General features: G+C 56.8%; 7 protein-coding genes. 5 read left to right on the forward strand and 2 right to left on the reverse strand.

From position 1 onward, the window contains the following. The first annotated feature begins 24 nt into the window (after positions 1-24). A complete protein-coding gene (locus WJU22_RS13300) occupies positions 25-1,233 on the forward strand; it encodes a thioredoxin family protein (RefSeq protein WP_341843720.1) in 1,209 nt (402 codons plus the stop codon). Between the two features lie 89 nt (positions 1,234-1,322). Here WJU22_RS13300 and WJU22_RS13305 read toward each other — a convergent pair whose 3' ends face one another. Both WJU22_RS13305 and WJU22_RS13310 read right to left on the reverse strand, forming a co-directional pair. Beyond that, complete coding sequence (locus WJU22_RS13305; protein WP_341843721.1) at positions 1,323-4,457, reverse strand: ATP-binding protein; 3,135 nt, start codon at positions 4,455-4,457, stop codon at positions 1,323-1,325. Then, positions 4,457-6,304 (reverse strand): CHAT domain-containing protein, encoded by a 1,848-nt coding sequence (locus WJU22_RS13310; protein ID WP_341843722.1) that lies wholly within the window; start codon positions 6,302-6,304, stop codon positions 4,457-4,459. The genes WJU22_RS13305 and WJU22_RS13310 overlap by 1 nt, the downstream gene beginning before the upstream one ends. A 311-nt stretch (positions 6,305-6,615) precedes the next feature. Here WJU22_RS13310 and WJU22_RS13315 point away from each other — a divergent pair, with 311 nt between their 5' ends. The 4 genes from WJU22_RS13315 to WJU22_RS13330 all read left to right on the forward strand — a co-directional run bounded on the left by WJU22_RS13315 (position 6,616) and on the right by WJU22_RS13330 (position 15,850). Further along, complete coding sequence (locus WJU22_RS13315) at positions 6,616-9,417, forward strand: caspase family protein (protein WP_341843723.1); 2,802 nt, start codon at positions 6,616-6,618, stop codon at positions 9,415-9,417. Positions 9,418-9,428: 11 nt separating this feature from the next. Beyond that, complete coding sequence (locus WJU22_RS13320; protein WP_341843724.1) at positions 9,429-9,953, forward strand: caspase family protein; 525 nt, start codon at positions 9,429-9,431, stop codon at positions 9,951-9,953. Further along, entirely contained in the window at positions 9,920-12,031 is a 2,112-nt protein-coding gene (locus tag WJU22_RS13325; RefSeq protein WP_341843725.1) for a S8/S53 family peptidase, read from the forward strand. The genes WJU22_RS13320 and WJU22_RS13325 overlap by 34 nt, the downstream gene beginning before the upstream one ends. Before the next feature lie 225 nt (positions 12,032-12,256). Beyond that, positions 12,257-15,850, forward strand: a complete 3,594-nt coding sequence (locus WJU22_RS13330) for a PAS domain S-box protein (protein ID WP_341843726.1) — start codon at positions 12,257-12,259, stop codon at positions 15,848-15,850. The last annotated feature ends 31 nt before the right edge of the window (positions 15,851-15,881 follow it).

Here is a 15,881-nt window from a genome sequence, read left to right on the forward strand (position 1 = left end):
GTTTTCAGGGATTTTCAAAGGAGCATGCTCCTGACGGGATTGCTATGCCTGCTGGGCGGTGCTTCCGGGTACGCACAGGGCATCGAGTTCATGCATAACCTCGATTCGGCGCTGGCGAAAGCGAAGGCGGAAAACAAGGTCGTGTTCGTGGATTTTTACACTTCGTGGTGCGCGCCGTGCAAGCAGATGTCTAACGAGGTTTTTCCGCAGAAAGTGGCGGGAGATTATTACAATTCCCGGTTCATCAGCTGCAAGGTGCAGTGCGACGATAAAGGCATCGGAGAAGCCGTGGGCAAGCAATACAGGATCAACGCTTATCCCACGCTCATGTTCATGGACGCCCAGGGCAACAACATGCATTCCATGGCCGGCGGCCTGGATGTCAAAGGGCTCATTTCCCTCGCGGAAACCGCTACCGATCCGCAAAAGAACCAGCTGTCGATGGTGAAGGAATGGGAATCCGGCAACAGAACGCAGATTTTCATGAAACGGTACTTCGAAAACCTGGTGAGATCTTACCGGGGCGATAAAGCGAAGGCCGATTTCGATGCCTGGTTCACCACCCTCAACAAGGAGAAAAAAGCGGAGAAGATTACTTACGAGCTGATGCAGATCATCAAAGTAGCTCCATTCAGCGTACCGTTCGAATACATCGAATCGAACAAAAAAGACTACTACCGCACCGTGGGCAAGCCGGTAATCGACAGCTTTATCGCCACCACTTACCTTTGGTACCTGAGAGGCATACAATCTATCGGTCAAACGAACAAAGACCTGACGCAATTCAACAAGGAGTTGGCGTTGTTCAAATCCAAAAAATACCCCTATTACGAGGAGTACGCCAGTTTCTATGCGGTGTTCGATTCGAAGGACGCGAGCGGGAAAGACGATATCAAGTTGTATCAGCAGCGCGGTACCGACTTTTTGGCCAAATATGGCCGGAAAAACGATTCCTATGCCATTTCACTGACGCATATGCTGGGCAACTGGACGGGCCGCAAAGACGCAGGCGCGGCTGGTATAACGTGGATGGAGGATTTGCTCGCCAGGAACCGTAACCCCCGCTACCTGAATACCTATTTCTACATCCTGTGGCGCAATTACCAGTTTAATAAAGCGGTGGAAGTAGGGAATGAAATCCGGGACGGATTGGTGAAAAACGGGAGAAATACAGCGGATATCGACAAGCAAATCCAGATGGTAAAGGATCTGATCGTGAAATATGGAAGCTGAGGTACGAATTTACCAGACCAAATAAATTTGATTTCCCCAACAACGATGCGCCCGGGCCAACTGCCCGGGCGTATTTGTACAATGTCAGCTTACTTGAAATGCAGCCCCAACTCCCGTAACTGCTTCTTATCCGTAATGGGCTGCACCGGCGACCCCGGCGCATACAGTTTCGCCCAGATCGATGCGGGGTCGAAAACGTTCAGGCGCGAAGTGTCGTTATGGAAGATCGTCAGGTAGCGGTCGCGGGCGTAGAAGTAGGTTTGTCCGCCGTTTGCCATCCCGAAAAGATCGTTCGAGGTGATCAGCAGGCCTTTTTTGAGGGTAAGATTGCTATCCAGCACCAAAAGCCGGTTGTTTTGCGTGTACACCATCACATCGCCGGAAGCCGCGTTGAAAAGTTGATCTTTCACCCCTTCCGGAACTACGTACTGCCGTGGCGGCGTTTTCTTCCGGATATCGTACCTGAAAATGGTGTCTGCGGCATCGCTGGTGGCGCCTGGCCCGGAATGGGTGTTCCGCAGCATGATGGCGAAGCCTTTCCCCATATGGATCCCGATGGGCGTGCCGGTCAGCGATTCCGTAGCGCCGTTGTTGAAATTGGAGACGTTCACACCATTTACTTTACTGAATGCGAACGCGTTGATGGGGCTGTTCCCCAGTACCACGGCAAACATTTCCGTAGCCAGGTTGGCATAGGCATAGTGAATGTCGCGGTTGAAAGGGGCGTCGTAAATCAGCGTGTCGGCACCGTTCAGGATATTGCAGATGCTGGGTGAGCCCCAAAGCGGGGAGCCATCGTCCGTGAAATCGGTGAAAGTGATTTCGCCGGAAATGCGGTGCAGTTCCACGCCGGTTTCGCTGATAACGTGCAATTCCGGGTAGTAGCCGAGACTGTATTCCAGGTACATGAACTTGCGGCGGTCGCGGGAAACCGTGACGGTAGACGATGCCGCGAACCTTGCAAACACCTTTCCGTATTTGTTCAGCAACATGATCCTGTCCCTGCCGTTTTCAACATATGGCACGATGAGGTTGCCGGAAGCCGTGGCCTGGATGTGATAGGATTCATGTTCGTCGTTCGCATATTTCAGGATTTCGGAGACATCGTGCAACTGCTGCCCCGTTTCCAGGGGAATGCGGATGGTTTCATCTTTTGCGGGGTCGTACAGGAACCCTTCATTCCGGAGCCAGTACATCGCCCGCATGCGGTTGCTGCGCGAATTGCCTTTGGTCGATAGTCCGGTAGATACCAGTTCTTCGCGGATGGTGCGCTTGCTCACCGCCACCAGGTTGGATCCATTGACGAAATAAGCGTACGGCACGGAATCGAATTTCATGAGGTTGGCACCCTGGATGGTGCTGATTTGATATGATTTCAGCGAGTCCTGCGTTTCCTTGGGCAGGAAGTTGTATAACACGAGCTTCCCGTCGTCAGACAGGTCGATGTCCAGCGCGTCTACTTTCACGAACGGCAGGGTATAGGTGGAAACGGCGAACAAAGCCTGCGATTTCTGCAGCTGCATGATTTCCTGCAGTTTCTCGTCCACCATTTTCGCATCTTCCCCATACACTTTATCCCGGAACACCTTGAAAAGCCCCAGGGCTTCCCGGGCGTCTTTGCCGGCGAGGTCGAACCCCATGTACACAAGGCTTTCATTGCGGTTGAACGCGCGGCGCAGCGACTGGATGTACAGCGTTACCACCGTGATCCCCACCACCAGCAGCACGCCGATCACCCAACTGTACCGCCACAGCCGTTGCCGGAACTTCTGGCGCTTTTCCTTCAGCTGGTCTGCATGCCTTTTGTTCACGCTGGTCCTGTAAAACTCCACCACCTCCGCCGGCAGGCTCAGGCGTTTCATATACGGTTCGTAGGAGGCGATCTCGCGGAGGCTCAACAGTTCGCTGGTATTATTCTTGAACCCTTCGTACCGGCTGATGATCTGCTTTTCGGTGAACCCCGTTTTCCGCTGCTCCTCCGTCCTGCGGTTGTCTATCAACCCTGCGAGGATATCGTGCGCCAGTTCATACGTCTGTCCATCGCTCCGTAAAATTTTATTCTTCTCCAGTTCGGTCAAACAACTCGTCATCAGCGCCGCCGACCGCCCCTGCAAATACGGCGGCACCAGGCCGGTAAACCATATGCCGTTGTTCACGCGGGCATACGGCAGCGGCCGTTTCGTGCCTTCGCTGGTCACGAATGCATCGAGCGCATTGGCCACGAAATCATCTTCTATATCCGGGAAATCCTTTTCCAGCTGCTCCTGTATCACATGGATCCGCTCATGCATGAAACGGTCCAGAACATCCTGCAAACTGCCGAACTGCCGGATGATGGCACTGTTCACCGTCAGTGGCGGCCAGGCGGAACCGGAAGGCTCCGGCTTGTTGGGCGTGTTCATGTAAACCGTGCGCCAGAGCTGGTCGAGGTAGATTTGCAGATAGGGGAGCGATACGGACTGCCGGTCCTGCAACACGTTGATGATCTCTTTGGCGTTATCCGCGCCCTGTTCCAGCCGGATGTTGAAGCGCTCGCAGCTTTTGAGGATCACTTCTTCCACGTTCCGGTTGTTCATCGTCTCGATGCGCAGCCGCCGGTCGCAGAAATCCGGGATGGCGCGCTCGAAAGGGCTCAGGCCCGCGAAGAATTCTTCCCGCATGATGAACAGGAAATTGCAGAACTGGAGATCGGGGTCGTATAGAATATGGTCGATGATCTCGATGATCGTTTTCTTTTCCTCTTCCGTTCCCATGATCAGCAATTCCTCGAACTGGTCGAAAATGAGGTAAACCGACCTGAGGTAACGGAGATTGATGCCTTTGAGCGCCTCGTAAACCTTCTGCGCTGCGTCTCCCGCGCTGCGGCTGCGCAATACGGACGGCGCCTGTTTATACCCCTTTCCGCCCGCCAGCGAGTTGGTCGGCATCTCCCCGGAAAAGGGATCGGCGGCGGATTGCGTGGCAGACAGCAGCGAATCCACCAGCTGATCGCCGCGGCGGATAAACAGGGGGAACCAGTCGGTATCGTCCATCCGGTTTTGCAGCCCGCATTGCACGATGCTCGTTTTACCCGTGCCGCTGGTGCCGTACACGAGCACGAGGCGGTTTTTGTGGATGTGCTGGTAGAGGGCGTTCACTTCTTCGTCGCGGCCGAAAAAGATGTTGTAGTCTTCCCTGCCGTAAGGGTCGAGGAATTTGAAGGGGCTATTGAGGATGCTGTTCATTACGGTGCCGGGGTTAATGCCTGCTGGGCGAACTGCCGGAAGGCGATGAGTTGTTGGCAGATGGCTTCGTACCGGCCCTGTTCCTGCTGCTCGTTCCGCGCAAAACGACGGTTGATGTTGATGCGCACATGGTCGAGCGGCTCGTCGGGCTTGGGGACCGTCCGGAAAACGTAGGTATCGTCTGCCGGTTGGTATTGCCCGAATATGACGAGGTTGGAGCGGTCAGACCGGCTTTCGAAGGTGTTCACGTCTACCACGAGGGGCGAAAGGTTGAGGAATTCCAGCGAATCGCCTTTGTACTGGCGCCTTTCCACGTTGAAAACGGGCAGCATCTGCTTGGTGAGCACCACGCCGCTATTGTCCAGGTGATGAGCGAGCAGGTAATAGTTGATTTCGTGGCTGGCGTTGGAGTTCATGAGTTTGACCACCTGGTGGTCGAACACGGTGAGGGTATCGTGCCGGTATTTGTTGATGCGGATATTCTGGATGCTGGTGAGCGTGTAGCGATGGAGGAACCCCAGCCGCTCGAACACCGTGCTGAGCATGTCTTCCGCCCGGATGCAAAGTGCGGGCACTTCCGCCTCGGGGACCTTCTGGCCGCCCGCCGCCCCGAAACCCGTGTACGTGACCGATCGGATGTATTGCAGGAACACGCAGGCCTCGCTGAAAGGCTGGTTCTGCGGATCGTCGTCGCGCAGGGTGGACAGCTCGCTCACGAAATATTGCACATCTGCCAGCGAATCGATGTATTTGCGGATAGACCGGATCAGCGCCGAATAATCGTACACGGAGCGGTCGGCGATGGAAAGACCGAAATATTTATCGAGCAGTTCCATCATTTCATCCGGCAGGTTTTCCACTTTTTGCGTGATTTTCAACTCCCACAACTGCGAGATCATGATAATCCCCATGAACTCCGACGCGATGTGGAACGCCCGCCCGATCTGCTCGAGCCGTTTGATGCCGGGCTGCTTCAGTCCCTCAGCGCCATATTCCGCCGCAAATAGCGTTTTAAGCTGAATGGCGATGGGGTGGGGCAGCACGTCGAGGATCGTTTTCTGTAACATATTGTCTTCGATGATCTCGGTTTGCCGCCGGTCGTCGATCTGTTTGGCGGGCAGATTGCCGTCTTTCACCAGCGCGTTAAACAGTGCCTGGGTCAGCTGGGCGTTGGGCTCGTACGGCGGCAGGGGCTTGTTGGGCTCGCTGGGCAGCGGGTTTACGTCCACCGCCGCGGCATTATTGAAAAACAGCCCCCAGAACGGTTCGCGCGGCGTTTTTCCGGGCAGGTTGAGATCGCGGGCGGGCGGCGCGTCTACGCCCAGCGGTACCTGCGACGCGAGCTGCGCCGATTTCAGCGCGGCGTCGAACGCCTGGCGGATGCTCATTCCCTTGGTACAGACGTTTTTAAAAAATTCCACACCGAAAATCCGGGCCGACAAATCATTCACCGCAGCCGAAGTGGCGATCACCGCCGGAACGCCCAGTGCCAGCAGCTGGTCTACCTGCGCGCCCGTAGAGCAGCCGTTGAGGATCACCAGGCGGAGGGCGCCGGCGTCTGCACTGGGCTTCAACAGGTAAGCGAGGCCCTGCCCGCTAGCGGCCTGATCGGTAAACAGGAGGGATTGTTCGCCGGCGTGGCCGGCATAGTGGAAAATGGCGATCTCCGCACCGTAAGTGGAAAATGCATTGTTGATGTTGGAAACGGTGGCGAAAGACTCCCGGTGAACGCTGTAATCTCCCCGGTTGGCGGCGATCAGGGTATTATGGATGCCCTCGTCTTCCTCCGTCACCGATTGCAACGGGGCCTGTGGAAGATTTGCAAAGGCAATAATGATCTTTTTCATGACTGATATGGAATTGGGGTAAATAAATTCCTTGCTGCACGATGGAAATCTCGACTTTTGGAGTTAATTTGGAGTCACAATCTATTACCTAAGGTACGATTTTTCAACGAATTAGTCAGGACGCGATAACCCCAGGAACAAACGAAGCAGTGTATTCGGAATAACCCCGGAATTCCTATTTAAATAGTAGCAGAATATATGCAAGAACGTCGATTTTATGCGGCTTTCGCCGGCATAAACGGATATCCCGACAGTCCGCTCAGCGGCTGCATACAGGACGTGCTGAAAATGGACCGCCTCTTCCGCGATCAATGCGCGGCGCAAGTTGGCCTCAGCTATCATCCTGCCTATTATCTCCAGCCCAACACCGCCGACCTCCGGCTGCTCGACAAATACGCCGCTTCCGTTGGCGCCCCCTCGCCTGGCTGCCGCCCACTTTCGACAACTTCACACAAAAAATATTCACCCATTTCGCCGACGCAAAAGCCGGAGATATCTGTGTTTTCTTTTACAGCGGACATGGCTCCCAAACGCCTGCGCCGCCTGAATTCCACCGGAACAATCCCAGCCGGAAACTGCAAACGATCGTTTGTGCAGACAGTCGCACCACCGCGCGCGACCTCACCAACAAGGAATTCGCATATTTGCTCTGGAAAGCCTTCGGTAAAACGGATGCGCATTGCCTCGTGATCACGGACTGCTGTCATTCCGGCGGCAATACCCGCGCCCTCGCGCCCGTGGGCGCTGCGGGAGAATTTCGTCCCCGTTTCCAGGCAGACGGCGATACGGAATTGTCCTTTACCGATTTGCTGGGGCACGATGTGCCGGGGTTTTTCAAACTGGAAGACGGGGAGATGAAACCCGAAATAGCCGGGTATATCCACTTCGCGGCCTGCCGGGCCGATGAGCTGGCGCAGGAATCCTGGCGCGGCGGGCTTTTCACAGGGCGACTGACCGATACGCTCCGGGCCAACGGCGGGGCCACCTCGTACCGGGATCTCATGTGGCGGTTACAAACCGTCGTGAATACAGCTGCGGCCGATCAGCATCCGGTCGTTTTCGCGGCAACGAACGCGGACCTCGACGGGAGATTCCTGTCAGGCGCCATGTTGCCCGTTGTACCGCGATATGAAGTTCTGTTCGATGTGAGCCTCCAACACTGGAAACTCTTCGCCGGCGCGCTGGAGGGCCTGGCGCCCGGTGCGGTGGTGGAGGTGAAGGACGGGGATTTCCGGAAGGAAGTGGAACTCCAGGAAGTGGACGCGCTTTTTTCCCTCATAGACATTGCAGACCTCGATACGGCGTCCCAAACGGCGCGGGCAACCCTGGTGCGGGCAGCGGCTCCGCGGTTGACGATGGTTTCAGCGCCCGATCCCGCTTTGGAAACGGCATTGGGAAAAGAACGGTATCCATTGGTGGATGTAAAGTTCGGGAACGGCGAAAGCGCGGGCTATACAGTGTTCCGGCCGGAAGACGGTTCCTATGTATTATTGGAGAACGGTGGTACGCTGCCGCTTTTCCGCAGAACGGCGAGCCCGGAAATGTTCCTGCAATACGCGCAGCGCGTTGGTGCCTGGATGGCTGCGCTGGACTGGAAACGCCTCGATCCCCGGCTGGCCCGCGAACATTTCGAGCTGACGTGGAAAGTGGTGGAAGGGAGTAATCGTCAGCCCGTAGCAACCCCGGCAACGGGCGATCTCCTCGAACTGCATTACCGCGATGGGAAACAGCCCGCGTTTCGCCTCAGCATTGCGTTGAAGGCAGACGCCCCGGTAGAAAAATGCTTCGTTCGCGTGCTGTATCTCGGCAGTAAATTCGATATCTACCCGAGCCTCATAAATGACGGCGAAGGCCCGCTGACACGGGGCGGCGCTCCGCTCGAGCTGGCTTATATCGATAACGGGAGAACGGTGTACGATATTCCCGTGTCCATCGATGAACAATACAGGTCATATAACAGGTACCGCATACACGATTACCTGAAGATCATCGTTTCCACCGCGCATTTCGACGTAACGAAATTCGAACAGGACGCCCTGGAGCTGGATGGCCCGGGGAACCGCGGACTGGGCAGTTCGCGCGGGACGGACGAAGATACACGGGAAGGTGTTGCCTGGTCGGTGTTTACGGCCCGCATCGCCACTTCGTTCGAGGGTTTGGAAAAAATGATGGGCGCGGGAGAAAAAGCGAAGCTCGGTGCGCTGGAGATACGAACGCCGGCAGGTTTTTCCGGGAAATGCGCACTCATTGCGGAAGGGGATGTGCCGGCCGTAGCATCCGCTGCCTGGGGCGCGGGGTCGTCCGGCAATGCGCTGGATGGCGGGATGGCGGTTTTACGCGTGGAAATGTCGGGGAACCTCCGGCCGGAGGAGCCTTTGAGCGTTTTGCTGACGCCGCCCCTGGCGGAAGTCCGGCAATTGCCGCCGCATGCTGTAGTCCCGTTCGTGGCGGAAGCGGATGCATACCGGCCCGTGGGGTTCCAGGGGAGTTCCGGTTCCGTGGCGATCACGGAAATTCCGGAGACCGATCTCCGTTTCAGGCGCATCTTCCTCCCCGGAAAATATGCCGGCCTCCGGATCTATTCCCGCGAAAACGGCTCCTGGCAACAGCGTCCCGGTTTCGATCCCGGTATTCCCGGCGCCCTGCTGCTCGACGGTGTTACCGGAAACTCGGAGTTGATGTGGCAGGCATTTTCCGCGCGGCCCAATGCGCCTGCGCAACTGCTCCGCTTCGATTATTCGCCGGCAGACGACCTGTCTGTCGTCTCGGAAAGCCTGCACGCCGCCATCGCGGGCCTTGGCGCGGGGAACGTGGCGGTCATCACCAACGGCATCGGCCGGCAACTGGCGCAAATGGCGGAAATCCCGCAATCGGGCGCGATGGTTTTTACGGGAGACGAGCGCGAAGGCCGGACATCGGGCGATTTGCTGCGCATGATGGCTTTCTCGGTACGGGAAACCGGTGTCGTGAAAACAGCCATCCCGGCATTGGCGGCCACGCTGCAGCTACACACGGAACATACGCCGGATACGGTAGTTAATGGATTATATCCCGGTTATCTCCAGGACGAAAAAATCATCACATCGATCTTACATCAAATCATTCCACATTAAACTGATACGACATGTCTAAAGGCTATTCCCTGCACATCGGGGTGAACAAACTGGACAAGACGCATTATTTCGACGTGCCCGAACTGAAAGCGGCCGTTGCCGATGCGAAATTCTGGAAAGCGTTCGCGGAGCAGAACGGCTATAAAGCCAAAAAACTCCACAACGATGAAGCTACCGCATCCGCCGTGCTGACCGCCCTCGCGGATTATGCAAAGCTATTGCAGGCGGGAGACATCCTCCTGCTCACATACGCCGGCCACGGCAGTCAGATCGGTAACGATAAAGTGACGGGGCTGGACAACGAGCGGAACGACCAGACCTGGTGCCTGTACGACCGGGAACTGCTGGACGACGAGCTGTTCGAAGCCTTCCGCGAATTCGGGGACGGTACGCGTATTCTTATCGTGTCGGACAGTTGTCATTCGGGCACCATCGCCCGGGTGGCGAAATCCCCCAAACCCTCAGCGAGCACCTCGCCGCCGGCCTGGAAAACGCGACGGAAATGCGCGGCCTCAGATCCCGGAAACTGCCGCTGAAACAGGAACAGGATATTATGGAGACGTATGGCCCTACGGTGTACGGTCCGCTGCAAGACCAGTTCCGCTCAACGGCCCAGGCGGCGAACGTGAAAGCGGCGGTGAAGCTGCTGGCCGCCTGCCAGGACGATCAGACTACTTTCGATGGTGAATCCAACGGCGTGTTCACCGAATCGTTCATCGAACTGTTCCGCAAAGCGGCCACCCGCAAGAAAAACGCGCCGGAACTGATAGACGCCATCCGTGAAAGATATTATTATCCCCGCCCCAATTTCTTCGAATACGGCGCCATCATCCCGTCTTTCGACGCGGCATTCCCGTTCCAGATCGATATTCCCGATGCGGCGGTCGTAAAAGGTTCCCGCAAGCCGGACCTCAAACCTACGCCCGCAGGCCGTAACCTCACGAAAGAAGAGGAGTGGGACGAAGTGAAGGTGAAAAGGAACGCGCAGTTGCTCGTTACCTGGAAAGTGCCGCCCGCCAAAGACATCGATCCCGGAAAAGACATCGATATCCTCGAAAAAGGCGCGGATTACCTCGTGCTGGAAATGAAAACCACCCCGCACGAGCACAGCTGGAGCGCGGCGCACGCCCTTCGCCAGAGCCTCCTGGCCGCGGGCCTGGAAGCCGTCGTGGAACCGATCATGAGCGTGTCGCCCGCGCAGGACAAGCGCGCTACCCGCGAGGGAGACGCCAACAACCCGGACTACATCCGGGAATGGCCGCCCGCCATGGGCGAGGCTGCCATCGGCTGGCACCTTGGCGATGCGCATTCCCAGCTCGCCAAAGCCACAGCAGAAGTGCGGGCCACGCCCGGCGCCCACGTCCGCATCGCGCACCTGGACACCGGTTACATCGCCGGCCATCCCGCGCTGCCGGAAAACCTGGACCTCCAGCGCCAGCGCAACTTCGTGAGCAAGGAAAATCCCGATTTGGCGCAGGATAAACCCGAATCCGGGCAAGACGGCCACGGCTTGGGCACGGTTGTTTTGCTGGCGGGCGGTAAAGTGACGAAAACACAGACGTTCGGGGAATACGAAGGTTATATCGGCGGCGCCCCGGTAGCAACGGTGGTGCCTTGCAGGATTTCCGAATCGGTGGTGATCATGAACGACCGCACTTTCGCCGAAGCGATCGACTATGCGATCGGGGAGGGCTGCGAAGTAGTGTCGATGTCCATGGCGGGGAAGCCCAGCCAGCGGATGGCGCGGGCGGTGAACCGGGCTTACGAGGCGGGGATCGTGGTGGTGTCTGCCGCCAGCAACTGCTGGTACAAGGGCACGGGCGCCCTGTTGCCGAAATGCGTCCTTTTCCCGGCGGCTTTCGAGCGGGTGATCGCGGCCACCGGCGCCATGTACGATCATAAGCCCTACGATGTGGACTTCCTGCGCGAAGGCTCCGAGCGGGCCATCAGCACGCAATACATGCAGGGCTCCTGGGGCCCGGCATCGCGGATGACGCGCGCCCTGGCCGGCTATACGCCGAATACGCCCTGGGCTTCTTCCGTTCACCCGTTCGTGCGGAGCGGCGGCGGCACCTCGTCGGCCACCCCGCAGGTGGCGGCCACGGCGGCGCTCTACATTGCCCGGCACCGGAACGAAATGGAGCAGAAAGGATATTATGACGAAGGGAAGAAATGGATGAAAGTGGAAGCCGTTCGCCATGCGCTTTTTACCAGCGCCGCGAAAGGGAACGTTTTCGCCGACTGGAAGAAATATTACGGGAACGGGATCATCCGCGCCTGGGACGCCCTGCAGGTACCGGTGGCGGAACCCTCTACGCTGGTGCAGTCGCCCTCGGCCGAAAGCACCTGGTGGGGGATCGTGGAGATTGTAGGCTCGTTCTTCAAGCGCCGCAAACTCTTCCGCAGCACAACGCCCGTGCCGCCGGAAGAAGCCCTGGCGGCGGAACTGCTGCACCTGTTGCAGACAGATCCCCAGTTCTACGAGCTGTTTTCCCGCATCGACCTTTCCAACCCCGTGGAGATCGAAGCCACCATTGGCCAGCCCGGTTTCCGGGACAAAGTGCTGGCTTCCCCCTATGCATCTTCCTGGCTGAAAGAGGCGATGATGATGTAACCGCTACGGCTGTTTCCGGGAGAACTTACTAAAATCAGCCGGGAGACTGACTGGCGTCAGTGGTGGTGGAAGCGTGCCGGCCGATATTTGCACTACGTTTTAAGCAATTTTAGTGTTTTTCATAGGATATGGTTTATAGCGCCACAGATTCTTCTGCGGCGCTTTTCTTATTTTTGCCTTATATTTATTGTCCGTGATAATCAGAAGGAGTCCTGATTTGAAACTATGAAGAAACCGCCCGTACCACAAAACGAAGCTGCACGCCTGCGTGCGCTGCGAAGCTACAATATCCTGGACACGTTCCGGGAAGAAGAGTATGAAAAGCTGACGGACCTTGCGTCCCGAATCTGCGGTATGCCGATCTCGCTCGTCACCCTCATCGATGAAAACCGTCAATGGATCAAAGCGAAGACCGGGCTCGATGTCGAGGAAACGCCGCGTAGCGAATCCATTTGCCAATACACGATTTCCCATTCCGACCTGTTCGAAGTGAGCGACGCTTCGAAAGACACGCGTTTTAAGGAACTGCCCGGTGTTTCCGGAGATGAACATATCCGGTATTATGCCGGGTACCCGCTGATCGACCGCGAGGGTTTTGCGCTGGGAGCGCTGTGCGTGCTCGATCGCAAGCCCGGCGTGCTGAACCGCGAGCAGAAGGAATCGCTCAAGCTGCTGGCGGAAATGGTGGTGTCGCTCATCGTGGAACGGCGGAAAAATATCGAAAGGAATTATTTCGAACAGTTGTTCGAGCTGTCGCAAGACCTGATCTGCATCGTGCAGGCCAATGGTTTTTACCGGAAGGTGAACCCGGCCTTCACGAAAACCCTCGGCTGGGATGAACGGGAGCTCATGACGAACCCGATCCTGCATTTCTCCCATCCCGACGATGTGGAATTAGCGGAAAAGAACCTCACTAACATCCGCGAAGGAAAAGATAAAGTTGCCTTCACCCGCCGTTTTCGCACCAAAACCGGTGCCTACCGACTTATCCAGTGGGCAGCCAATTCCGATCCCGATACCGGCGACATCTTCGCCATCGGCCGGGATATCACCGACGAGCGGATCCGGGAAGAACTGCTGGAACAAAGCCAGAAGAAACTGAGCGCCTTTTTCGAGCACAGCCAGGGCCTCATGTGCACGCACGACCTGCGGGGAAAGATCATTTCCGTCAACTATGCCGGTGCTAACCTGCTCGGATATACGGTAGCGGAAATGTCGAAAATGAACCTGGCCGATCTGCTGCCCGAAACCCACCGCTTCGAATTCACCGCCTATTTACAGGAAATCCGCGATAAGGGAATGGCCGCCGGACAAATGACGACGGTACACCGCAACGGCTCCCGCCGCATCTGGATGTTCAGCAATGTGCTGGAAACCGGCCAGAACGAAGAACCTTACGTGATCGGTAACGCTATCGATATCACCGAGCGCTATCTGCTTGAAAAAGACCTCGCCCGCACCAAGGAAATGCTGGAACAGACCAACGCCGTGGCGCGGGTAGGGGCCTGGGTGGCGGAAGTGCCGAGGAACAAGCTGTACTGGACAGACATGACGCGCGAGCTGCACGGCGTCCCGAACGGATTTGAGCCCGACCTGCAGGCCGCGATCGGCTTTTTCAAGAAAGGCGAGCACCAGAACAAAGTGATCCGAGCCGTAAACCGCGCCATCCGCACCGGCCGCTCGTTCGACCTCGAAGTGCTCATCATCACCTGGCAGGGCGAAGAACGCTGGGTACGCACGCAGGGGCATGCCGAATTCGAGAACGGTGTCTGCAAAAGACTGTACGGCGCCTTCCAGGACATCAACGATAAAAAGAAAGCCGAGCTCGAAATATCCAGCTCCCGGAAGCTGTTGCAGGAAGTGCTGCAATCGGCCTCAGAAGTGAGCATCATCGCTACAGACAAAACAGGCGTGGTCACCGTCTTCAACCGGGGCGCGGAAAGGCTGCTCGGTTATTCTTCCGAGGAAATGATCGGGAAAGTGATGGTGAATGTCATTCACGATAAGGAAGAAGTGGAAGCCCGGGCGAAGGAGCTTTCGGAAGAATCCGGCGAGAACATAACGCCCATGCGCGCTTTCATTTATAAAACAGAGCGCGAAGGGTCGGAACAACGGGAATGGATATATGTAAAAAAAGACGGTTCCCGCTGCATCGTATCGCTCGTGATGACGCCCATCCGGGATATCCGGAACCAGGTGACCGGGTACCTCGGCATTGCCACGGATATCACCAAGCGCAAGCGCATGGAACAGGCCCTCATCGCCTCCAAACAACAGGCGGAACAGGTGAGCAGCGCCAAATCGGAATTCCTCGCCAATATGAGCCACGAGATCCGCACGCCGCTCAACGGCATCATCGGGTTTACGGACCTGGTCATGAAAACGGAGCTCGACGGCCAGCAGCAGCAATACCTCAAAATCGTGCACCAAAGCGCCAACGTGTTGTTGAGCATTATCAACGATATCCTCGACCTGTCGAAGATCGAAGCCGGGAAACTGGAACTGCACAACGAAAAGGTAAAGCTGTACGGCCTGGGCCAGGAAGCGATCGACATCGTGACCTACCAGGGCCGCGAAAAAGGGCTCGATATCCGGCTGAGCATCCCGCCGCAATTGCCCGCCTACATTCATACAGACGCGCTGCGCCTGAAACAGGTGCTCGTCAACCTCCTCGGCAACGCCGTTAAGTTCACGGAAAAAGGAATGGTGGAACTGCGGATCAGCGCCATCGCCATGGCGCGCAATGGCGACATCACGTTCAAATTCGAAGTGCGCGATACCGGCATCGGCATCAAGCCCGACAAGCAGGAGCGGATTTTCGAAGCCTTCGCGCAGGAAGACGCATCCACCACCAAGAAATACGGCGGCACGGGGATAGGTCTTGCCATTTCCAATAAAATCCTGGCCCTCATGGGCAGCAAGCTGCAACTCATCAGCTACCCCGGCTCCGGCAGTATTTTCTATTTCTATGTAACGCTGCCCGTGGAGCAGGGCGATTCGGCAGACGATGCAACGGCAGGCCACGACGAAGGGAAGCCGGTCGTTTCGCTGGAGCACCGGCAGGTGACCGTTTTGGTGGTGGAAGACAATACCGTGAATATGCTGCTCACCAAAACGATCATCCACAAACTCATGCCGTCTGCCGCCATCATCGAAGCGGGCAACGGGCTGGACGCGGTCCGGATTTTCCGGGACACGCGGCCGGACCTTATCCTGATGGACATACAAATCCCCGAACTGAACGGCTACGAAGCCACTTACAAAATCCGCGCGATGGAATCCGATGGCCGCGTGCCCATCATCGCCCTCACGGCTGGCAATATCAGCGGGGAGCGGGAGAAAAGTTTTTCCGCGGGGATGGACGACTTCCTGTCGAAGCCCATCGTGGAGGAGACGCTCGCCGCCATTCTCCGGAAATGGTTGCCGGATGAGCAGTCTGGCGATACGGAGGCACGGAACGATGCGCCAGGGGACGTTTCCGTCAGCCAGCATTTCGATATCAGCGTACTGAAAAGCTACCTGGGAGACGATGACGATGTGTCGAAAGACATTCTGCTGCTCACGGCCTCCGAATTGGATAAATCGCTCGAAGCGTTGGAGCAGTTCGTGGCGGAAGGGAACCTGAAAGGCATTAAATCCATCGGCCATAAGCTGTACGGAACAACGGCCAGTGTGGGCATGCGGGAACTGGCGCGCCTGGCGCGCGTGCTCGACATGCTGACCGAATTCGAGTCAGGCCAGGTAGAGGCGCTGTTGCAGGAAACCCGGGATGAAATGGCCCTGGTGCAGGAGTTGCTGAAGAAAGAAATTGAAAAATAATTTATGCTTGTAAAATTGCCGAAGTTGCATG

Origin of the sequence: Chitinophaga caseinilytica, from assembly GCF_038396765.1 — a bacterium.
In the GTDB taxonomy this organism is placed as follows: Bacteria; Bacteroidota; Bacteroidia; order Chitinophagales; family Chitinophagaceae; genus Chitinophaga; species Chitinophaga caseinilytica.